At 36.0% G+C, this 22,169-nt stretch carries 16 protein-coding genes; 7 read left to right on the top strand and 9 right to left on the bottom strand.

From position 1 onward, the window contains the following. Positions 1–213: 213 nt before the first annotated feature. Together LY01_RS01020 and LY01_RS01015 are read right to left on the bottom strand one after the other, a co-directional pair. Positions 214–1,674, bottom strand: coding sequence for a DUF5689 domain-containing protein (locus LY01_RS01020; RefSeq protein WP_104513956.1), 1,461 nt, complete (start codon positions 1,672–1,674; stop codon positions 214–216). Positions 1,675–1,683: 9 nt separating this feature from the next. Beyond that, positions 1,684–4,527 (bottom strand): TonB-dependent receptor, encoded by a 2,844-nt coding sequence (locus LY01_RS01015; protein ID WP_104513955.1) that lies wholly within the window; start codon positions 4,525–4,527, stop codon positions 1,684–1,686. 135 nt (positions 4,528–4,662) lie between these two features. On the opposite strand from LY01_RS01015, the gene LY01_RS01010 reads away from it, so the two are divergent. Then, entirely contained in the window at positions 4,663–5,754 is a 1,092-nt protein-coding gene (locus LY01_RS01010) for an endonuclease/exonuclease/phosphatase family protein (protein ID WP_170034457.1), read from the top strand. 81 nt (positions 5,755–5,835) lie between these two features. On the opposite strand, the gene LY01_RS01005 is transcribed toward LY01_RS01010, so the two are convergent. Genes LY01_RS01005 through LY01_RS00995 form a run of 3 tightly spaced genes read right to left on the bottom strand, consistent with a single transcriptional unit; the run spans position 5,836 to position 7,853 of the window. Beyond that, positions 5,836–6,525: a hypothetical protein gene (locus LY01_RS01005; RefSeq protein ID WP_104513954.1), complete on the bottom strand. Its 690-nt coding sequence runs from the start codon at positions 6,523–6,525 to the stop codon at positions 5,836–5,838. A gap of 60 nt (positions 6,526–6,585) precedes the next feature. Beyond that, positions 6,586–6,948, bottom strand: a complete 363-nt coding sequence (locus LY01_RS01000; protein WP_104513953.1) for a YraN family protein — start codon at positions 6,946–6,948, stop codon at positions 6,586–6,588. Between the two features lie 2 nt (positions 6,949–6,950). Continuing rightward, complete coding sequence (locus tag LY01_RS00995; protein ID WP_104513952.1) at positions 6,951–7,853, bottom strand: S66 peptidase family protein; 903 nt, start codon at positions 7,851–7,853, stop codon at positions 6,951–6,953. Positions 7,854–8,018: 165 nt separating this feature from the next. Between LY01_RS00995 and metG the strand changes: the two genes are divergently transcribed. Further along, the gene (metG, locus tag LY01_RS00990; protein ID WP_104513951.1) at positions 8,019–10,091 is read left to right on the top strand and encodes a methionine--tRNA ligase; all 2,073 of its coding nucleotides are present in this window, start codon (positions 8,019–8,021) and stop codon (positions 10,089–10,091) included. A gap of 75 nt (positions 10,092–10,166) precedes the next feature. Here the strand turns inward: metG and LY01_RS00985 are convergent, their stop codons facing one another. Then, positions 10,167–10,862 carry a hypothetical protein gene (locus LY01_RS00985; RefSeq protein WP_104513950.1) on the bottom strand — a complete coding sequence of 232 codons (696 nt, stop codon included), beginning with the start codon at positions 10,860–10,862 and terminating at the stop codon, positions 10,167–10,169. A 185-nt stretch (positions 10,863–11,047) separates the two neighbouring features. Here LY01_RS00985 and LY01_RS00980 point away from each other — a divergent pair, with 185 nt between their 5' ends. Both LY01_RS00980 and LY01_RS00975 read left to right on the top strand, forming a co-directional pair. Beyond that, positions 11,048–12,484 (top strand): hypothetical protein, encoded by a 1,437-nt coding sequence (locus LY01_RS00980; RefSeq protein WP_104513949.1) that lies wholly within the window; start codon positions 11,048–11,050, stop codon positions 12,482–12,484. 311 nt (positions 12,485–12,795) lie between these two features. Further along, positions 12,796–14,985 (top strand): TonB-dependent receptor, encoded by a 2,190-nt coding sequence (locus tag LY01_RS00975; protein WP_104513948.1) that lies wholly within the window; start codon positions 12,796–12,798, stop codon positions 14,983–14,985. Positions 14,986–15,076: 91 nt separating this feature from the next. Here LY01_RS00975 and LY01_RS00970 read toward each other — a convergent pair whose 3' ends face one another. Then, positions 15,077–15,511, bottom strand: a complete 435-nt coding sequence (locus tag LY01_RS00970; protein ID WP_104513947.1) for a Rieske (2Fe-2S) protein — start codon at positions 15,509–15,511, stop codon at positions 15,077–15,079. A gap of 188 nt (positions 15,512–15,699) precedes the next feature. On the opposite strand from LY01_RS00970, the gene greA reads away from it, so the two are divergent. Together greA and LY01_RS00960 are read left to right on the top strand one after the other, a co-directional pair. Next, the gene (greA, locus tag LY01_RS00965; RefSeq protein ID WP_104513946.1) at positions 15,700–16,176 is read left to right on the top strand and encodes a transcription elongation factor GreA; all 477 of its coding nucleotides are present in this window, start codon (positions 15,700–15,702) and stop codon (positions 16,174–16,176) included. Beyond that, entirely contained in the window at positions 16,176–16,571 is a 396-nt protein-coding gene (locus tag LY01_RS00960; RefSeq protein ID WP_211289269.1) for an HIT family protein, read from the top strand. The genes greA and LY01_RS00960 overlap by 1 nt, the downstream gene beginning before the upstream one ends. Before the next feature lie 404 nt (positions 16,572–16,975). Here LY01_RS00960 and LY01_RS00955 read toward each other — a convergent pair whose 3' ends face one another. Then, positions 16,976–17,425, bottom strand: a complete 450-nt coding sequence (locus tag LY01_RS00955; protein WP_104513944.1) for a nucleoside deaminase — start codon at positions 17,423–17,425, stop codon at positions 16,976–16,978. A 161-nt stretch (positions 17,426–17,586) separates the two neighbouring features. Between LY01_RS00955 and LY01_RS00950 the strand changes: the two genes are divergently transcribed. After that, a complete protein-coding gene (locus tag LY01_RS00950; protein ID WP_104513943.1) occupies positions 17,587–19,350 on the top strand; it encodes a 1-deoxy-D-xylulose-5-phosphate synthase in 1,764 nt (587 codons plus the stop codon). Here the strand turns inward: LY01_RS00950 and LY01_RS00945 are convergent, their stop codons facing one another. After that, positions 19,351–22,167 carry a T9SS type A sorting domain-containing protein gene (locus LY01_RS00945; RefSeq protein WP_104513942.1) on the bottom strand — a complete coding sequence of 939 codons (2,817 nt, stop codon included), beginning with the start codon at positions 22,165–22,167 and terminating at the stop codon, positions 19,351–19,353. It abuts the gene before it with no gap. Positions 22,168–22,169: the final 2 nt, after the last annotated feature.

The raw sequence follows: 22,169 nt of genomic DNA, 5'->3' as shown, positions 1-22,169 counted from the left end.
TTAGCGCTTATTGAGCCTCAAATTAGCCTTCTCAATCAACTTAGTGTTGTTTTATGAATACTATCAGGTAAAAAGTATTTACGTGTGTTAGATAGTTTTCAATTTGTTATTTGAAAAAGCCCCTAGAATCAATTGATCCTAGGGGCTTTTTGTAATTGAGCTTTCGCGAAAGCTATATATTTATAACTTTTATGAATAAGATGTACTCTTATCTTAGTTACCAGTAACTGATATATTATCGATGTGGTAACGTGTAGTAGTTCCTTGTGGGTCAGATGCAGTGTATTTGAATGCAATACGTACATCTGTTCCATCTACACATGAGATGTTGATAGCAGGTACACTTGAAAAGCTTGATGCAAATCCATTTGCAGGACCTGCAGGTATTGATGCGTCTAATTGAGACCATGTAGTTGTAGTCACGTCACCAGTAAAGTTATTACTTATGAATACTTCTAATAAACCACCAGCATCAAAATTAGCTTGTATATCGAACTCTAAAGCCTCGTCTGTTGTAGCATCTAGATCCATTCCTGGAAGTACTAACCATGCAATCATTGGGTCATCTGACTGTCCGAATGCATTTACACTTAAATAACTGTTGTTGCTGAAGCTTCCGAATTCATAACGCTCAGAACCACCTGAAACATTTTCATTAACAAAGCCTTGCGCATCTAGATCACTTTGATTAGTTACAGTAGTATCAAAATCAACGTCAAAAACGACAGTAGATCCACCTGCACCTGGAGTGGTACACTCTAAGAAACTTGGGTCACATCTATTAGAGTCAGTTAAAACAATGTTATCTGGAGTATTTACAGAAAGTGTATAGTTCTCACCAAAGAAATCTGTTGCAACTACTGCATTTATGAAACCACGACCATCAGGAATGTTAAGTGATTTAAAATCTGCAAAAGTAGAAGTCTGGAATAAACCAGTTGCGTTAGAAGAACAGCTTATTAGTGTTCTATCTCCATCAAAACTATCAGAAGCTTCTCCTGCAAAAGTTAAATCTAATTGTCTACGGTCAAATTGTACATCTGCTAGTTTTACAGCAGTATAGATATTTGCTGCAGTCAAGTCAGTAAATTCTAATTCATTGTAAACTATTGTTGCAACTTCATCAGCGCGAACAAATACGTTTTCTTCTTGAAAAGCACCTATCTGGTCTATTCTACCTACCGTAGTACCTTTACCGATATTCATTCCTAAAAGACCACTATTTTGTATGTTTCCAAAGTTATCAAACTCAGGCTCTGTGTTTGTAGTAACAGAAAGACCAGCTAGTTTGATATATACTTTTCTACCTACATTATATTTAGTGAATAAAGGACTTGCGTCTATACTTACACGAGCACCTCTTGTAGGGTTTTCAGGACTATCTTGAACTAGTAGTTCTTCAAAGAAGTTACCACCTTCATCACTAGATACTACATATCCTACTGTATAAGCATCAGATGTAGAATCAAAAGTTGTAATGTAATCATCCTGTACCATACCGCTATAAAGAGCGTTAAGGGTAATGAATGTTCCTTCTATCTGCACATCTTGTGGTGCAGTTTCTGGAATGCTAAAGTCGTCGTCTTCGACACAAGAGAAAGTAATTACTGATAGCACAGCAATTGCAAAAATTTTATTGAAATTTCTCATATTCTTATTATTAAATAAATTCATTATTGCTTTTTAAAATCTTAAATATACGTTTAGGTAATAGGTAGTTCCGTTACCAAAGAAGTAACGTGGTGCAAATACTTCTTGTGGGTTATTTTGATCATCTCTTGTAGATCTATAGTTAGAATTACGAGATTGTTCAAAACCACCAGTTTTGTATTCTTGATCAAATACGTTGTTAATAGTTGCAAAGAAGCCTACATACTTATCATCAATTCTCCATGATTTACCACCTATTACATTCCATAACATGTAGTTGTCAAATTGCTCTTGTTTTAAAAGTTCATTAGCAACTTCTTCATCATAGTCATTGTACTCAATACCATCAAAGTCTTGACTGAAGTTAGCAGATCTTCTTAAGTTACTAATGTCAGCATAACCGTTTGCAAAATAGTTTGCTGTTACACCTACATTCCAGTACTCAGGATCTCTGTATTCAAAACCTACTTGTAAAGCAGTTTCTGGTCCACCAGCAACGTGGTAATCTTTTAAACTAGTTGTACCGTCACCAAATGTAAGTTGACCATCAAAGTCATCACTTGTAAGATAAAGATTAGGGTTGTTAGTGTAAACGTTTTGTCCTACCGCTGCAGCACCTTTAAGTTTAATAGTAGGAGTAACTTGTACTTCTAGACCTAATTCTATACCAGCATTACGTCTCTCTACATTAGTTAATACCTCTTGTACAAAAGCACTTCCGTCATCAAGTGGAAGTCCTGTAAGATCTTCTGTAAAATAGAAACCTAAGTCAGTTCCATTAGTAAATTGTGTGTAATAACCAGTTATTCTAGCCTTTACTATAGGAGTAGTATAAACATAACTTATGTCACCACTGTAAGATTTTTGAGATTCTAGCCCTACTACAGTTTCATTATTTTGTCTCGCATTACTGAAAGAGTTTCTGATAGTTGGCGCTTGTGTTATATAAGCTGCATTTGCAGTAATGAATTTCTGTCCAGAAATTTTATAAGTAACACCACCTTTAAAACCGTAATCTGTAAAGTCTAGCTCTTCACTTTCACCAAAAGAAAGATTTCCTAGGTAGTTACCGTTTTCAAATTTACCATCTCTTTGATATGTAGTTCTAGAAACATTACCAGCTACAAAGAAGTCTACGTTTTTAGTCTTGAACTGCGTCTGAGCAAATGCAGCAGCAACTTCTGCATTAATGTCATAGTTGTATTTATAACGGTCACCTACACCTACTATTCTGTTAGGAGTGCGCACGTTAGATTGTGCAGCTTGGTCTAGGTTAATATCACTTGTTTCTTCTGCAAAGAAATCTACATCTAAGAAACCAGTACCACCTAATAGATCATTAATTTGAGCGTAGTTTTCACTATTTAATCTTCTATATCTAACACCACCGTTAAAAAGGATGTTGTCAGTAAGGTCTGCAGTAAGGATAGTGTTTACAGATAATTGCTTATCATCGATACGGTCTTCTTGGATAGCATAAATTGAATTACCACCGTTTTCTCTCACGATGCGGTTACCTTCATATAGCGCATCCCAGTTTAACTGTCCATCATTGATAAAAGCTTGTTGTGCTTCATATGCATATTGAAAATCGATAGCATCTTGACCATTTCTTAAGAAATAACTAGGTAAGTTTTGATAATAATCAGGGTTTGGGTTTCTCGCTCCACCTATGTATGAGCTTTGACCATCTGTTTCAACGAGTCTAGTACCACCGTTATCGATACGAGTGTTTCCTATTTTTCCAAATTGATACCCTACGTTAGTATTCAATTTAACTTTATCATTGATCGTCCAGTAGTGATTCAACATAAAGATAGGTTCTTCTATCTCTCTTATTCTACTGTTGCGTTGTACATTGTCTTGTAGTCCCCAGAAAGGATTGTATTTTCTACCCTTTAAATCTCTTATCTCTTGAGTAAGTGCCGTCTGGCGTCCGCGTCTATTAGGTGTGTAAAGACCAGTAAAGTTAATAGAGTGCGCATCGTTTATCTTTTTCTCTACAGAAAGACCTAAAGCATTTGCATCATATAAGGTACCATCTATATAACCTTCGTCTCCAGCTCTTCTAGAAGCGTTGATAGCATAAGACCATCCATTGTTAAGAAGTCCAGAACGGTGAGATACCATAAAACGACCTCTATAACTTCTGTTAGAACTTGCATAAGAAATTTGAGTTCCTGCACGTTGTTGTGAAGCTCTCATGTCTATATTCTGTACACCTGCATAACCACCAAAACTTTGGTCGGCAGCAGTTAATCCCATGGTAAATGTCTGGTTACGTTGTAAATCATTTACTCCACCCCAGTTACTCCACTGTGGTCTACCAGAGAATTGTTTATTCATCTCGATACCATTAATAAGCACCTTACCATCTTCACTATTTAAACCTCTAGGTCTGAAGAATGTAGCACTAAAATCAAATGCAGCAGCTCTTAAGAATTGATCTTTAGAAGATTGTAGTAATCCAGAAAAGTTATTTGCAGCATTCTCATCTTCAGCAAGTTCATTTTCTGTTAAAGAAATAATACCTTGAGATTGAGTAATGTCAGAATTATCTAACTGTAAATAAAGAGGATCGATGTTTACTATGTTAGTTAAGTCTATAACAACAGGAATCGTTTTTGAATAATAACTGTTAAAACTAACAAGAATTTTTTGATCACCTACAGGAATAGCTCCTGTAACTATAAAGTAACCATTTGCATCAGTAGTAGCCTTAAAGCTGGTACCGATTACAGAAATGTTTACGCCAGGGATAGCTTCTTCAGTTGCGTCATCTATTACACGACCTTTAAGTAATTCTTGTGCCATACCTAGACTAGATACCAGCATAAAAACACCTAGAAAAAGCTTCTTAAAATGTTGATTTGTCATTTATTAATATTAATTATACGTTATGAAATGCGGGCAAAATTACAATTTTATAATCAGTTGCGTACCTTTGGCCCATAGTTTGTAATGAAGTTTACAATAACATAACTTAACATACCTTAACATATCTTTAATAAAATGTTTAAAAATCTAATATTGAGTGCTTTATGTGTTTTCGTTTTCGCGGAAGCGGTAACGGCACAAAACACTGTAAAAGCAAAAAAGTATAAAGTTAGAACAGTAGGGTTCTACAACTTAGAGAATTTATTTGACACAGAAGACGATATAACGATCAATGATGAGGCTAGTCCGATCATGGAAATGTCTGAAGGTGTAAGAGCTGAAGTTTACAAGAAAAAACTTACTTCTATGGCGCGTGTAATTCGCAAAATAGGTGCTGAAAAATCACAATCTGCTCCATCGATTTTAGGAATTTGTGAAGTAGAAAATAGAAAGGTTTTAGAAGACTTAGTAAATCATCCTTTACTTATAGAATTTGATTATGGAATTGAGCATTACGATTCTCCAGACCGTCGTGGTATTGATACAGGATTACTTTATAAAAAGAGTGATTTTAGAGTATTAAATAGTCAGAGCAATGAGCTAGTTATTTATGATAAAAGCTCTGGAAAACGTAGATATACACGTGACCAATTAGTCGTTACAGGAGAATTAGATGGTGATAAAATGAGTTTTATCGTTAATCACTGGCCATCACGTAGTGGTGGAGAACAAAAAAGTCGCGCGTCTCGTGTGTCAGCAGCAGCTTTAAATCAAAAAGCGATAGACTCTTTACATAGTATAGACGCGATGTCTAAGATTTTTGTAATGGGAGATTTAAATGACGATCCTACAAATAAGAGTGTACTAGTAACTCTTAATGCTCAAAAGGATAGAAAAGACGTAAAGCCACAAATGATATATAATCCATATATACAGATGTTAAAGGATGGTTTTAATACACTAGCATACCGTGATTCTGGAAATATTTTTGACCAGATCATGTTTACCTATCCATTATTAAATGAAGCAAATCAAGGTGGCTACCGTTATTACCAGGCTAATATCTATAACCCTAGTTTTATGACTAATAAAACAGGTAGGTATAAAGGTTATCCTATGCGTAGTTTTTCTGACGGTACATTTACAGGTGGTTTTAGTGATCACTTTCCAGTGTTTGTGTACTTAGTAAAAGAAATCGAGGACAGCGGTAAAGCACAAGAAAAATAATAAGATATCTATACTCTAGTATAATGATATTAAAAAAAGCGCCTCTATTGAGGCGCTTTTTGTTTGTAACAATTTTTAGTTTTAAAACTGAAATTTTAAAGTAGGTGCAACAGCAAATGTTTCTAACTCAAAACCTGCTGACACAATCACGTAAGCTGTGCTTTGAACACCTAACGAAAACTGTCCGCTTTTATAGAAATCATATTGGAAACCGATATAAGAAGATAATTCACCTGAATTGACAGTTTCAGCATTTCTCTCATAAATCTCTACTCGGTTAGCGCCTGGGCTAATGAGAATGTTAGAATTTTGGAAAGCAGTATGAGCTAATCCAATTGATCCATATAATTTCTCGCTTAAAAAAGCACGTTTGTATCCAAGTTTGTAAAAATGATTACGAGATCTTAATTGAAACGCTTCTACTTCTACCACAGTTCCGTTATCAAAAGGAATAGTTATGTTATAGATACCTTGATTAGTTGTTCTAGAGTGACCTACTTCTAGGTAATTTCTTCCACCTAACCTTAAATTCGCCGTTACATTAAAATAGGTTCCTATCTCTCTTTTTTGAAATAATGTTGCTTCACCAGGAAAACCCTCGATAGGAATGATAGCATCGTTTTCAACGCGTATTTCTTGATTATAATCCACAAAATTGTTGTATTGTGGACCGTAAGAGACTTGGAGAGTGAACCAAGAGTCTTTTTCTGTTTCCTGTGCATTAGCAAAAGAAAAAAGCAGACAAATTAAAATTGAAATAATATTTTTCATAAAATAAGATTGGGTTGATTTTATTGTAAAATACTCATAAACTTAAAGCTCACAACTCACTCAAAAATGATAAAAAGCATCTTCTATATGCTCTAGTTTTGTGCCTGCTTTATTCTTAATAATGGCAACTATGTCAAAACGTACCTCTACATCCTCATCTACTAGATTTTCTACAAAATGATTTGCCGTAGCGACCAGTCTTTGAATTTGTCCAGGTTTTAAAAAATCTTGTGGATCGCCAAAATCAGGAGTAGACCTCGTTTTAACCTCCACGACAACTATTACATCTTTTTTGCGGGCTATAATATCGATCTCACCCTTTAAATAGGTGTAATTTCTTACCAGAATATCATATCCGTTTTTAATCAAATGTGTGGCAGCAAGCTCTTCACCTTCATTACCTAATTCATTATGCTCTGCCATGATTATTGATTAAAGTTAATAGACGCTGGTGTAATACTTATAGTCATTTCTCTACCTAAAATTAAAGAGCGATTATCCTTAATGTGTCCTGCAGGAAAATTAAAAATAACAGGGAAATCATAACTCTCTGTAAGGGATAGAATAATCTCCTGGGCATTTTTACCAAAAGGTATTTCATGATCATTCATATCTGTCATGCCGCCTACTAGTAACGCCTTTATATTTTTAAGTTTGCCTGCTCGTTTTAAAGAATACATCATACGTTCTATATGGTATAGGTATTCATCAATATCCTCGATAAATAAAATATGATCGTCCGTTTCTGGAAAGGTGTCACTACCTAACATACTGTATAAAATGGAAAGGTTTCCACCTGTTACAGGAGCTTTTATCACCTGACTAGATAGAGAAAAATTATTTTTGATAGTTATAGTTTGGCTTTCGCCGAAGAGAGCTCTCCTCAGGCTTTCTATACTAGAATCTGGTTTTTTAGATAGTTCTAGCGGCATAAAACTATGCAAACTGGCAAAACCTTGAGACTGTAATTTCCCATGAAGCAGTGTCACGTCAGAGTAGCCTATAATGACAGTAGATTTTACTTTCATACTGTCAGAAAAATCAATCGCATCTATTAATTGTACCGTTCCATAACCACCACGTGCTATCCATACGGCGTCCACATCAGTATTGTTTATGCTGTCTTGTAAATCGGCTAGGCGTTCTTCTTTTGTACCACCTAATTGGTGCTCTATTTTCCCTATCGTATTTCCATAACTTACCCTAAGTCCCCATGATTCTAATAGGTTTTTAGCAGGTGCTAGTTGGCTTTTTTGAGCGCTTCTTGCGGTGCATAAAATCCTTACGTGGTCGGCTTCTTTAAGTTTGGGAATGGAGTGGTAGTTCAATTTTTCAAGAGATTTGGTTTAAAAATACGGCAATCGATTAAATATGTTTGCGGTTTGTTGGAATTCCGCTTTCGCGAAAGCGAGATCAACACCAATTTATAGAATACTAAAAGCATCTTTTAAAAGCGTGCAATGTCGTAAATTTGCAGCTTTCAAAAGAATTTCATGAGCGATCAAAAACGTTTTACGATTACGGCAGCATTGCCTTATACTAATGGACCAGTACACATAGGTCACCTAGCTGGTGTATATGTACCGGCAGATATTTATGCACGTTACCAGCGTATGAAGGGTAGCGACGTAGCATTTATTTGTGGTAGTGATGAGCATGGTGTACCTATTACCATTAAGGCAAAGAAAGAAGGTATTACACCTCAAGAGTTGGTAAATCGTTATCACAAGATCATAGGAGATTCTTTTAAGGAATTCGGTATTTCTTTTGATAATTATAGTCGTACCAGTGCGCCAGTTCATCATGAAACGGCTAGCGCATTTTTTACCAAATTATACAATGACGGTAAATTTATTGAGCAAGTTACAGAACAATTATACGATCCAGAAGCAGACCAGTTTCTAGCAGATCGTTTTGTAGTAGGTACCTGTCCTAAATGTGGGAATACAGAATCTTACGGAGATCAATGTGAGAAATGTGGTACGTCGCATAATGGTACAGATTTAATAGATCCTAAAAGTGCCATAACAGGAAATACACCAGAATTAAAAGAGACTAAACACTGGTTTTTACCACTAGATGAATACAGTGACTGGTTAAATGAGTGGATCGTAGAGGGACATTCTAAGGACTGGAAAGCAAACGTATTAGGTCAGGTTAAAAGCTGGATTACAGACGGGCTGCACCCACGTGCAGTGACTCGTGATCTGGATTGGGGTATTCCAGTTCCAGTAAATGGTGCAGATGGAAAGGTACTTTATGTATGGTTCGACGCACCGATAGGATATATCTCTGCAACTAAAGAATGGGCTGCTAGAGAAGGTAAGAATTGGGAAGATTATTGGAAAAATGATGATACTTCTTTACTTCACTTTATAGGTAAGGATAACATTGTTTTTCACTGTATTATTTTTCCTGCGATGTTAAAAGCACATGGTGATTTTATATTGCCAGAAAATGTGCCAGCAAACGAATTCCTAAATCTAGAAGACGATAAAATATCTACTTCTAGAAACTGGGCGGTATGGTTGCATGAATACTTAGCAGATTTCCCTGGGCAACAAGATGTGTTGCGTTATGTATTAACGGCCAATGCTCCAGAAACAAAGGATAATAATTTTACTTGGAAAGATTTTCAAGCTAGAAATAATAATGAACTGGTAGCTAACTTAGGAAACTTTGTAAACCGTGTTATTGTACTTACTAATAAGTATTACGATGGTATAGTTCCAGAAACGGCAAATCTTACAGAGCGTGATCAAAAAGTTCTAGATCAGATTAAGACATTCCCTAAATCTATAGGTGATAGTCTAGATCGTTACCGTTTTAGAGAGGCATTACAAGAATTGATGAACTTATCTAGTATAGGTAATAAATACATTGCCGAAGAAGGTCTTGAGCCATGGAAACTAGCAAAGACAGATCCAGAACAGGTAAAGAACATCATGTATGTATGTATACAAATAACGACGGCGCTTGCTGTATTAAGCGAGCCGTTTTTACCACATACATCTGAGAAATTAAAAAACATTTTATGTTTTTCCGCACTTGATGCGGAAACTGCTGGATGGAGTCGAGTTGCTGGAGACGAAGCTCTTCTCCCATCAGGGCATAAAATCAACAAGTCAGAATTGCTTTTTTCTAAAATAGAAGACGAGCAGATACAAGCGCAACTAGACAAACTAGAAGCTACAAAAACAGCAAATGCTGCAGAAAAATTAACTCTCATGCCGCAAAAAGACGAAACTAATTACGACGACTTCATGAAAATGGACCTGCGAGTAGGAGAAATTCTTACTGCAGAAAAAATGCCTAAAGCAGACAAGCTTATGGTCATGACAGTAGATACAGGAATCGATAAAAGAACCATCGTTTCTGGAATCGCACAACACTATACTGCCGAAGAGTTAGTAGGTCGCAAAGTAACGGTTTTAGTAAACCTTGCACCTAGAAAACTAAGAGGTGTAGAATCTCAAGGAATGATTTTACTAGCTGAAGATCCTGATGGAAAATTAGTTTTTGTAAATCCAGATGATGCTAGTGTGAATGGTGCGGTGATTGCGTAGAAATTAAAATACATCATATCAAAAAAGGGGCAGAATTAATTCTGCCCCTTTTTTAATATCTAAGATTTGAAATGGTTACTCAGGATATTTTACTTGCCAAATAGTTCCATCAACTTCGTCAAATCGAATTATTCCAAAGTCTTGATCATAGTAAAGGATATTAACATTTTGATCCAACAAGCCAAATTCTCTACTTGAAACAACATCTGTTGAGTTAGATTCTATTTTTATTACTTTGTTAAAGGTATGGTTAAGAATGTTCATTGTACCAATAGAATTGATTTCGTCATTGTTGGTTATAAAAATGTTTGCAGGGTCTTGTTCTTCTGGATTAGCGTAGCCAGCATTTCTAACATTCCAAAGTGGAAAATTGAAAGCATTTCTAAATCTATTTCCTTGGGAAGTTAGAAAATATTGAACTTTAGTTCTATAACTGTATTTGGCAGTGTCATTTTCGATAATTTGTAGCCTTATAATTTGACTGTCATAAGTGTGTTTTAAAGAAGTTCCAAAAAATCCTGATTCATAAGAACCTCTAGGACAATTTCTCACCTCGTAAACCTCAAAATTTAATACTTCATTATCGTTACTACGATATTTAATAATCTGTCCTTCAAAATATTCAAATGAGATTCTTTTTTGCTCTTGCTCTGTTGTAAATTGATAAGTGGGATCAGTGAATTGACATTTTTCTACAACTTCATCTTCTTCACAGCTGCTAAGAATTATGAGCGCGCAAATAATTGAGAACGGTTTTATTAAATAATTCATTTTAAATCAGGTGTTTAAAAATTGGATTTCTAATTAAATATAACGATTTAATATTTGATTAATTATTTTTAACGGCTATTACATCACAAATCTACTTTTCGTAAGAGCACTTATCATTATTAATAGGAATAACTTCTACATATCATTAATCTTTATATATTTAGCCTAACCAAACCTACTGTCCAATGAAAACAACCATCCAACTATTGTTAGCTTTTGTCATTTTAACCAGTTTTATAAAGCCAGATCGCAATACGGCAAATGGTTTTAAAATAGACCAGAAATATAAAGTACAAGGAACTTTTTCTGGAAATACTCAAGGTGAGGACAGCTTTCATTTTATAATAGCAAAAAATAAAAAAGATAAAAACTACGATATCTTACCTTTTCAATTTAAGAATGAAGAGGTTGTGAAAATGGATCCTATTACTTTTGAAGAGCAGCCTAATGTGTTGTCATTTCATAATAATGGAGATCAATTATCTGTAATTACTTCTTATAATGAAGGTAAGTCTAGAAAGTTTCAGGTGGTAGATGTAAACCTTAAAGATCACACTGTTAAAAAATCTGAGGCTCTTGATGGGGAGAATTATAAAACCACGGTTAGAGAAAAAGATCAAAATTTCCTGGTCTTTTCAGAGAAAGAGTCGCTTAAAATAGTGGCTGTTAAAAATGCTAGCGATGTAAAAGATATCACTATAGAAGCTACGGCTGCTAATAAAGATTTTTTAAAAGCGCTTTCTAAAAATAATCTTGATGCAATAAGTAGTCAAGATTTTGTAGAAAATGGTTCCATAAACGATTTTAGAATTTATAGTGATCAAGGCACGATTACCATTACACAAGAAGACACTAAAGAAGGTACTACAAATGTTGCGCAAATAGACACCAGTGATTCTTCAAATACAGAATTAAAGTTGACTAACTTTAAAAGTAATGACAGTGGAGATGGTAAGTTGAAGAAAAGTACTTCTTACGTTTCAGATAATAAGTTGTTCCAGATGAATCTTAAAAAAGATGCTGCTACTCTAGATGTTCATAATCTAGATGATAAAAGTAACAAGCAACTTAACCTATTGAGTAGTGATGTGGTAAGTGCAGCTTCTAGTAAAACAGCTGCAAATAGCTTTCTTAAAAATGCTACCAAAGGTAAGAACCAACCTACCGTTACGGTTAATGAGGCGCAAGATGGAGCGTTAAAACTGAGGATAGATTATGTAAATAAGAAGTTATATAGTTACAATTATAACTGGTGGTGGCACCATCACTGGATGATGCAACAGCAAATGTGGATGATGCAACAACAGCAAAACAGAATGATGTTACAAAACAGCCTGCCGCGTTTCGGACCAGATGTGTCTGACGCATACCCTATTTATACGGTAAAAGAAAAGGAAGATTCATTTTTTGAAATAGGTCTTAATACTAATGGATCTATCATACCGGCTGGTGATGTGACTACTATTCATAAAAACATAGATAAGAAATCTTACATCGATGATATAGATAATAACAAGAAGTTAAAACACTCGTCTACCGTTTTTACTGAGACTACTTTTAGGTATATTTCTTACAACAAGAAAACAAAAAGCTTTCTTATAAATAGTAAGTCATTGAAATAAAATAGATTAAAATAATTTTGAACAAGGGTTAAAATTATTTTTGATTTTGATTTTGGTTTTGAATTTCAGTCGTACTTTTGCCGCCTGTCTCAAGGGGTGCTAATGGAAACAAAGGCTGAGATAATACCCAAGGAACCTGAGCGAGTAATGTCGCTAAGGGAATAGATTTAGATTAGTTTTGATGTGTGTTGTTATATCGCTTTCGCGAAAGCGTGCATCTCAATTATTTATTTCAAGAGAATCCTTCAAACATTTAATTTTAATTCAAACCGAATAAATGCCCCTTTTATTTGAACTTAAACAAAGTTCATATGAAACATTTATCTCGCGTTGTAATTGCTATGGCATTAACTGTAACAGGCCTAGCAACAGCGCAAAATTCACAAGAACAAGATTCTACTAAAGCAAAAAAACTGGACGAAGTACTGGTAAAAGCCGTGCGTGTAAATGCAAAATCACCTATTACACACAGCAATTTATCAAAGGAAGAGATCGCAAAACGTAATATAGGACAGGATTTACCTATGTTGCTTAACTTTTTACCATCTGTAGTAACTAGCTCTGACGCTGGTGCTGGTATAGGTTATACGGCTTTAAGAGTACGTGGTGTGAGCTCGCAATCTACTAACGTGACTATTAACGGTATTCCATATACTGATGCAGAATCACTGGGTGCATTTTGGGTAAACCTAGGTGATTTTTCTTCTTCTATAGAAAATCTACAGGTGCAACGTGGTGTTGGTACGAGTACAAACGGTAGTGGAGCATTCGGTGCGAGTATAAATATCTTAACAGATGCTGCATCTCAAGAAGCGAGCGGTGAGATTTCTAATTCTTTCGGTAGTTTTAATAGTAGAAAGCATACAGTAAAGTTCTCTACCGGATTGATGAATGAGCATTTTGAAATCGCAGGTAGATTATCAAATATCGCGTCTGACGGTTATGTAGATCGCGCCTCTACAGATTTAAAATCTTATTTCTTACAAGGTACTTATGTGGACGATAACACGCTTATTAAAGCGATCACCTTTGGTGGTAGTGAGGTAACATACCAGTCGTGGAATGGTATTGACGAAGACATGCTAAGAGATGATAGAACGTATAACACAGCTGGAGAGTATGAAGATGAAAATGGAAATGTACAGTTCTATGATAATGAAGTAGATGATTATAAGCAAGATCATTATCAACTGCACTGGAACCAGCGTTTTAATAACAACTGGTCTACTAACATAGGTTTAAACTATACCTATGGTCGTGGTTTCTTTGAACAATTTAAAGAAGATGAAGATTTTGCTACTTATGGTCTAGATCCACTAGTAGTAGATGGACAGCCACTAGAAGAAACAGATCTTATACGTCGTAGATGGCTGGATAATGATTTTTATGTACTTAACGCAAGTGTAAATTATAAGAATAATGAGATAGATGTTACCTCTGGAATATCTGCTAGTCATTATGATGGAGATCACTTCGGTGAAGTGATTTGGGCGCGTTTTGCTAGTCAGAGTAATATTAGAGATCGTTATTATGACGGTAATGCTTTAAAAAATGATCTATCTGTGTTTTCAAAAGCTACCTATAAATTAAACGATCGTTTTCAATTGTACGGTGATGTGCAGGTAAGAAATGTAAACTATAAAACATCTGGGATAAATTCTGATTTAAGTGAATTTCTAGTAGATGAGAACTTTACTTTCTTTAACCCTAAAGCTGGTGTTACTTATAAGTATGATGATACTAATGATTTGTACTTTTCTTATGCTAGAGCAAATAGAGAGCCTAATAGAAATGATTTTGAAAGCAATCCAGATGTGAAACCAGAACAACTTAATGACTTTGAATTAGGGTGGAGACATAAAAAAGGCAACTTTACTTTTAATGCAAATACATACTTCATGCTTTATAATGAGCAACTAGTTTTAAGCGGAGAACTTAATGATGTAGGAGCGCCATTGAGAACTAATAGTGGTAAAAGTTACCGTTTAGGAATAGAGTTAGAGGCAGTTGTGCCGGTTACTAAGCAACTTACTCTACAGCCTAATATAGCATTGAGTAGCAATAAGAATGACGAGACGGTGCGCTCTTTTGATGGAGAATTACAAAATCTAGGTTCTACAGACATTGCTTTTTCACCTAGTGTAGTGGCTGCAAATGCTATCGTGTATCAACCTATAAAAAACTTTCAGGTTTCTTTATTGAGTAAATTTGTAGGTGATCAATTTATGAGTAATACAGAGGCCGATGCTTCTAAGCTAGATAGTTTTTTTACTAACGATATCAACCTAGTCTACACTATAAAGCCGAAGTCTATATTTAAGACTGTTGTGTTTACCGGTTTAGTGAATAATATATTCAATGAAAAATATGAAAATAATGGGTACTACTTTACTTATGACGACGATTTTTCTAATCCAGGAACCATCTCTACGGTAGAAGGTAATGGATTCTATCCACAAGCAGGGACTAATTTCTTATTAGGCGCGACGCTTATTTTTTAAAACATAAAATCAACCAGTACCATTAAGAATAAATAACTGTTTACATTTATTCTTAATGGTTTGGCTTGGTAAATTATACTTTATTAATACACTAATTAGATATTCTAATTGTGGCGCCGTTTCTTTCTACACGGTAGGCTTTTAAACCATACTGTCCGTCACCTTCTATAGGCTGTCCGGTTAGGATATTATATTTATTAATGTCATCAGTACAAGGGCAGGTCGCTTCTATACCGCTTATTTCGAGTGTAGAGCAACTGTTAGGCGAGTGATTAGGATCGCTTAATTCATAAGCCACATATTGCGAGTTATTAAAATTATAAACCACCGCACCGCGCAAACCTACGTTAGGTACGATCACAAAATTACCAGGGAAATTAAGATTGCTATATTGTGGTAAATTAGTATTAAGGTCCATCTGGAATCCTAGATCTACTAGAAATGGGTTGTTATTACGGCTGTCATCGCTTGTGCAAGCAAAAACGGTAAGCAATAAAGCGAGTATATAAGCGTTACGTATTTTCATAAGAAATCAATTGGCTTCAAAAGTATAACGAACTGATTGATATTTATTATATTTGTTTGATAATCCCGCAGCAATGATGGGATTTTGTTATTTATAGCCTCTTAGTCATGATGTAAGCAGTGAGACTGGTGGTTATATCGCTTTCGCGAAAGCGGAACACAAACAACAACACTTAAAATTGAAAAGACATGAGTAACGTATCATATTATACAGAAGAAGGATTAAAAAAATTAAAGGACGAGTTAAAGCAACTTAAAGATGTGGAACGTCCTGCTGCATCGCAAGCAATAGCAGAGGCTCGTGATAAAGGTGATTTAAGTGAAAATGCAGAGTATGACGCAGCAAAGGAAGCTCAAGGAATGCTAGAAATGCGCATCTCACAATTAGATGCTATAGTTAGTAATGCGCGTATTATTGATGAGGACACGCTAGATCTTTCTAAGGTTTTAATTCATAGTACGGTTAAAATTAAAAACTTAAATAATAAAATGACTATGAATTACAAGCTAGTCGCACAGAGTGAGGCAGACGTAACTAAAGGTCATATATCTGTAGAGTCTCCTATAGGTAAGGCATTATTAGGTAAAGAAGTAGGTGAGGTGGCAGAGGCTGTTGTACCAGTAGGCACGATTAAGTTAGAAATCATGGAAATTACAAGAGACTAATTATGAGTGTTTTTACAAAAATTATTACTGGAGAAATACCTAGCTATAAAGTAGCAGAGAATGAAGATTTTATCGCTTTTTTAGACATCAACCCTAATGCACCAGGGCATACCTTATGTGTTCCTAAAAAAGAAGTGAATAAAATCTTTGATCTAGATAGTGAGACTTATTTTGATCTTATGGATTTTTCTAGAGAGGTAGCTCTTGCATTAAGAGAAGAGGTTACTTGCGAGCGTATAGGCATGTCGGTAATAGGACTAGAAGTGCCGCATGTACACGTGCATTTAATACCATTACGTGATATGGAAGATATGCGTTTTAGTAACAAAGTGAGCCTAAGTAAAGAAGAAATGCAGGATATTGCGACTCGTGTTAAAGCGCGTTTTGATTCATAATTGTATTGATAATGTGGTATTCATAGGTGCGGACTGAAGTCGGCACCTATGAATACTACATTTGTGATCAGGCTTTTCATTTAGCATACATTATACTCACGCCCATTTTCCAACATGACAATATCATAGTTCAAATTGCAATTTGAATCCTTGTCTCAAACAACAATGTCAACAACCAACTCTAATCTTCCACTTCGACATAACTCAGCGCATCGCCTCCAAAGGAAGACGGTAGTTTCTCTATTTCGTAACCTTATTGTAACAGCTCAAAATTTGGGTTTTCCCTCTGAGGGAAATGTCCGCAGGACAAAGGGTGTAGCGCGTGAGTGATCCATAACAGGTGATTTTTACTTCAGAAAAGGGATTCGTTAATCTGCCTTTTAGAAATACAGTAAGAACTGTCTTTATTTAAGCCCTCTTTTCCTCACAAAAAACTCTTTCATCAACGTAGCACAAGGTTCTTCTAGAATTCCAGAAATCACTTTAGTCTTAGGATGTAACTGTGTTCCCATAGCTAGGTAACCACGTTGCACATCACTTGCAGCAAAAACTACAGTTCCTATTTGTGACCAGTATAAAGCACCGGCACACATCTGGCAAGGTTCTAAGGTTACATAGAGCGTACAATCTTTTAAATATTTACCACCTATAAAGCTAGATGCTGCGGTTATGGCTTGCATCTCTGCATGAGCAGTCACATCTGTAAGTGTTTCTGTGAGGTTGTGACCCTTGGCTATGATTCTATTTTGCGCTACAATAACTGCGCCTACAGGAATTTCATTACGATCAAAAGCAGCCTCTGCTTCTTGAAGTGCTTTTCTCATAAAATATTCATGGTCGTATGGTTCTATCATCGAGTAAAAATAAAGCTAAAAATAAAAGTAAAGGAATGGTGATTAGATAAAATGATATGATCATTTGAAAAGGAGCAGTACTTTTTACTTTAGATAATTGATCTAAGTAAAATTATCAATTCCTTAAATCAAGAATTAGATTTAGAACGTACCTTTGAAACATGGCTCAAAAACTACTTTCTAATATTAATTCTCCTGCTCATTTAAAGCAACTTCCTGAAGAGGATCTGGCTAGAGTCGCACAAGAATTAAGAGCTTTTATTATAGATATAGTAGCTGCTAAGGAAGGACATTTGGGTGCAAGTCTAGGTGTGGTAGAGCTAACTATAGCGTTGCACTATGTATTTAACACACCAGACGACCAATTGGTTTGGGATGTTGGGCACCAGGCTTATGGACACAAGATTTTAACTGGTCGGAGAGATGTTTTTCATACCAATAGAGATCTAGGTGGTATATCTGGTTTTCCTAAAAGATCGGAGAGCGTTTACGATACCTTTGGGACAGGACATAGTTCTACTTCTATAAGTGCCGCTCTAGGAATGGCTATGGCTAGTGCTTTAAAGAAAGAAGATAGAAAACACATTGCTATAGTAGGTGATGCGAGTATTGCTAGCGGTATGGCTTTTGAGGCTTTAAACCATGCTGGCGTTAGTGGAGCAGATGTCCTAGTTATTCTCAATGACAACGCAATAGGAATAGACCCTAGCGTAGGTGCGCTTAAAGAATACCTGACCAAAACTAAATCTGGTAAAGAGACAGGTAGTGATAATATCTTTGAATCACTACACCTAGATTATTCTGGACCTATAGATGGACATGATTTACCGCTGTTAATTAAAGAGCTAAAAAGACAAAAAAGCTTAAAAGGACCTAGACTTTTACATGTGAGAACGGTAAAAGGTAAAGGACTTAAACAGGCAGAAATAGACCAGGTACGTTACCACGCGCCAGGTAAGTTTGATAAAATCACAGGCGAAATTACACCTAGTGATACCAGTAAATTGCCTCCTAAGTTTCAAGACGTTTTTGGACTTACCATAGTAGAACTTGCAAAGCAAAATGACCGCATTGTAGGTATTACTCCAGCGATGCCTACCGGTAGTTCCATGAAAATTATGATGGAAGAATTGCCAGATCGCGCCTTTGACGTAGGTATTGCAGAGCAGCATGCGGTAACGCTAGCCGCAGGAATGGTGACTCAAGGGTTAGTGCCATTTTGTAATGTGTATTCCACTTTTTTACAGCGAGCTTATGATCAGGTGATTCATGATGTAGCGTTGCAAAAACTGCCGGTAGTTTTCTGTCTAGATAGAGCAGGTATAGTAGGTAAAGATGGTGCGACACATCACGGTGTTTTTGACTTGGCTTATTTAAACTGTATACCAGATATCATCATCGCAGCACCTATGGATGCTGTAGAAATGAGAGATATGATGTTTACCGCTTCTCAAGGACTAGACTTGCCTATCGCAATTAGATACCCTCGTGGTCGTGGTAAAATAGTGGACTGGCAGCAGCCTTTTACACTTATGGAAATAGGTTCTTCTAGATTACTCCATGAAGGGAAAAAAATTGCAGTAATAAGCATAGGACCTATAGGAACTTTGATTCAAGGTGTAATAAAGGAAGAGCAATTAAGTGTTACTCATCTAGACATTAGATTTTTAAAGCCTATAGATACTAGAGCTTTAGAATTAATTTTTGAAAATTACGATCACATTATTACCATTGAAGACGGTACAGTAGTCGGTGGATTAGGAAGTGTTGTTGGTGATCTCGCTTTCGCGAAAGCGTACCAAGGAAAAGTTCATAAACTAGGTGTTCCAGATTCATTCATGGAACACGGCCCCACTGCCGATTTGCATAAAATTGCAGGAATCGATAAAGGAACCGTGTTGAAATTGATTAAAGAACTTCTTTAATTACTCAATTATAATTTTCTCTGTTTGCGTATTGCTGTTTGAGCTAATTTTTACCAGGTAAAAGCCGCTTTTTAAATCGAGTTGTAACGCAGTTTCTGTAGTGCTTAAATTGCTTTTACTAATAAAAACTTTTTGTCCGCTTAAGTTATAGATCTCAATATTTGTGTTTACAAGATCTTCACTTGAAGTGATGTAAATGTTACCATTAGAAACGGTAGGGTAGATGTTAATACCTAAATCTGTTTTATCAACTCCGCTTATACTAAGAGTGTCAAATTTTCCTGTAAACATACCGCGTCCATGAGTAGTTGCTAGTATGGTGTTATCGCTAGTTCTTAAATCTAGGTCTACTACTTTTACGTTAGTCATACCGTTTATAAGCGGTTGCCATGTAGGGCTAGCGCTGTTAAAATCACTGGTGGCATAGATTCCCACCTCAGTACCTATAATAACCTCTCCTGGTAATAATGGATTAGGTAAAATAGTTTTTACAGGCATATCAGGTAGGTTACCTTCTTTGGCAGTCCATGTAGCACCAGCATCATTTGTGTACCAGATATTCTCCACACCATAATTATGCATGGTTACATAGATTTCTGATTCTGTTGCACCGAATTCTATATCAGACACACTACCTAAAAAGTTAGGTCCGGTGATACTAGTCCATATAGGATTTGCAGTATTTGCGCCTGTAACTTTTAATAATAATGAAAATTCTGTTCCTACCATTAAAGTAGAAGAACCTGATGTGTAAGGTGAAACCTTCATAGCGGTAGGTCTATTAGTAGAAATTAAACTATTAGTAATAGTCGTACATACTGATGTGTTATTTAATAACTCACAAGTATCGATACCATTAGTACCATTAAAGTTTCTTGAGTTGGAGAATAAGTAATTAAGATTGCGATCTAGCTCTGCTACGTTAATAAAATCACCATCTGCGTTTGCGCCACCATCTGCACAACTTGCGGTAGCGATGCAATAGGCAAAATTATAACTAGGATAGCTGACTAGTCTATGGTTATTAAATTGAGATGTGATAACAGCATAGTTATCGTCACTATCTATTGCTACATGAGCACCATCGCCACCTAGAGCTTCTATAAAATCATTTGCTCCTGGAGTGGCATTATTAATAGCTAGTGTTCCATTATCTTGTGCGCCACCTACTAGATTATCTCCATTAGAAAAATCAGAATCTATACTACCGTAGTAAAACTGAGTCACGTTATAACCATTATTTCTAGTTGATATAGATCCATTGTTGAAAGAAGCAGTATTAAGGCTGGATGCCCATGAGACACCGCCATCGCTACCTATAAGTGCCTGGTTAGAATCTGTAGGATGAAAACTCAATGTGTGAATGTCTGCATGTACAAATGGTGCGTTAATTGATTGCAGTCCGTTTGCGTTGATCCATTTTGATATTTGAGACCAAGAATTTCCTCCATCTGTAGATCTAAAACAGTCTATTCCTGCCGCATAAACGATTTGATCGTTAGTAGGATCTACTTCTATAACAAGATTATAAAATGCTTGTCCTCTAGCAAAATCAGTAGCAGATATAGAGTTGTCAGCGTCATTAGGTTCATTAATCGCAACGGTAGTTAATAAACCGTCATTACTAACTAATAGGTCTACAGCGCTGCCTTGTTGCAAGGCTACGTATAATAAATTAGGATTAGTTTTTGAGGCTGCGATTTCTACACGATCACCACCTCTAATCGTGCTTTGTACAGTCCAGTTGATTCCATCTGTAGATTTATAAAATCTACCGCCACCAGCATTTGTGCCAGGTACCGAGATGGTACCCATGTAAAGACTGTTGTCTGCGCCTATTTCAAAATCATTAGGAGCCACATAAAAAGTTTGCCCGCCAAAGAAATAGCCCATAGACGGATTCTCAATTCTCGACCAGTTTGCACCGCTATCAATACTGCGATAAAGTCCAGCGTTTTGTGCTCCTAAAACATTTACTGGATTTGAAATATTGAAGTTAGGCGATACATAGTTGGTAGATCCTACGCCTACATATACTTCACTAATACCACTGTTGTTTCTAACGATTATATCATTAATAAAGAATATCCCAGCTGTAAATAAATCTGCCTGTCCATTACCTAGAGTTCCTTGTCCTGCAGGTGTGATGTTTACATTAGTCCATGTGGCACCACCGTCTGTAGTTTTATACAGTCCGTTCCCTACCGCAGCACCTGCAGCATATTGCTCACCGGTACCTATGTAGAATGTCATAGAATCGTTAGGATCTATAGCGTGTGCGCTCACGTTTAAGTTGGCAGCCAGTCCAGGCATGATGTTCCATGTGGAGGTAGGAGAGGTAATATCATCATTAACCCATAAACCACCACCTACACCACCGGCAAAAACACGGTTGTAATCTATACCATCACCATTATTAACACCTACATCGTTAGGGTCATAAAATACTACTCGAGTTCTACCGCCTATATTAGATGGTCCTCTTTCTTCCCATGCTCTTCCTGAAGATCCAGGTGCGCTTTTAGTAAAACTAGTAGCAATAGTCTCTACCTTATAAGGTGTAGGAATCCCAATGGTAGGATTCATACTTAATTCCCATAGGCGCTCATTATATGCATTAGGAGGCAGAGAAAGTGCTTTGCGCTCACTTCTAGAAAGTTTTATAGTCTCTTTATAAGGACTGTTTTCTACATATTGTTTGTGTAAATCCCTCGCTTTTTGAATAGAAGTGATATGCTCTGTTTTACTTAAAAAGTAATATGAACTAGCTGCTATAAAGCATAGAAGTATACTAGTTAAAAGTATTTTTTTATTCATGG

The organism is Nonlabens xylanidelens (assembly GCF_002934445.1).
GTDB lineage: Bacteria > Bacteroidota > Bacteroidia > Flavobacteriales > Flavobacteriaceae > Nonlabens > Nonlabens xylanidelens.
This window is presented reverse-complemented; position numbering and strand designations above follow the sequence as displayed.

Excerpts from the sequence above, each read along its gene's own strand:
- LY01_RS01020 (WP_104513956.1), bottom strand. The coding sequence starts at position 1,674 with ATGAATTTATTTAATAATAAGAATATGAGAAATTTCAATAAAATTTTT.
- LY01_RS01015 (WP_104513955.1), bottom strand. The coding sequence starts at position 4,527 with ATGACAAATCAACATTTTAAGAAGCTTTTTCTAGGTGTTTTTATGCTG.
- LY01_RS01010 (WP_170034457.1), top strand. The coding sequence starts at position 4,663 with ATGTTTAAAAATCTAATATTGAGTGCTTTATGTGTTTTCGTTTTCGCG.
- LY01_RS01005 (WP_104513954.1), bottom strand. The coding sequence starts at position 6,525 with ATGAAAAATATTATTTCAATTTTAATTTGTCTGCTTTTTTCTTTTGCT.
- LY01_RS01000 (WP_104513953.1), bottom strand. The coding sequence starts at position 6,948 with ATGGCAGAGCATAATGAATTAGGTAATGAAGGTGAAGAGCTTGCTGCC.
- metG (WP_104513951.1), top strand. The coding sequence starts at position 8,019 with ATGAGCGATCAAAAACGTTTTACGATTACGGCAGCATTGCCTTATACT.
- LY01_RS00985 (WP_104513950.1), bottom strand. The coding sequence starts at position 10,862 with ATGAATTATTTAATAAAACCGTTCTCAATTATTTGCGCGCTCATAATT.
- LY01_RS00980 (WP_104513949.1), top strand. The coding sequence starts at position 11,048 with ATGAAAACAACCATCCAACTATTGTTAGCTTTTGTCATTTTAACCAGT.
- LY01_RS00975 (WP_104513948.1), top strand. The coding sequence starts at position 12,796 with ATGAAACATTTATCTCGCGTTGTAATTGCTATGGCATTAACTGTAACA.
- LY01_RS00970 (WP_104513947.1), bottom strand. The coding sequence starts at position 15,511 with ATGAAAATACGTAACGCTTATATACTCGCTTTATTGCTTACCGTTTTT.
- greA (WP_104513946.1), top strand. The coding sequence starts at position 15,700 with ATGAGTAACGTATCATATTATACAGAAGAAGGATTAAAAAAATTAAAG.
- LY01_RS00955 (WP_104513944.1), bottom strand. The coding sequence starts at position 17,425 with ATGATAGAACCATACGACCATGAATATTTTATGAGAAAAGCACTTCAA.
- LY01_RS00950 (WP_104513943.1), top strand. The coding sequence starts at position 17,587 with ATGGCTCAAAAACTACTTTCTAATATTAATTCTCCTGCTCATTTAAAG.
- LY01_RS00945 (WP_104513942.1), bottom strand. The coding sequence starts at position 22,167 with ATGAATAAAAAAATACTTTTAACTAGTATACTTCTATGCTTTATAGCA.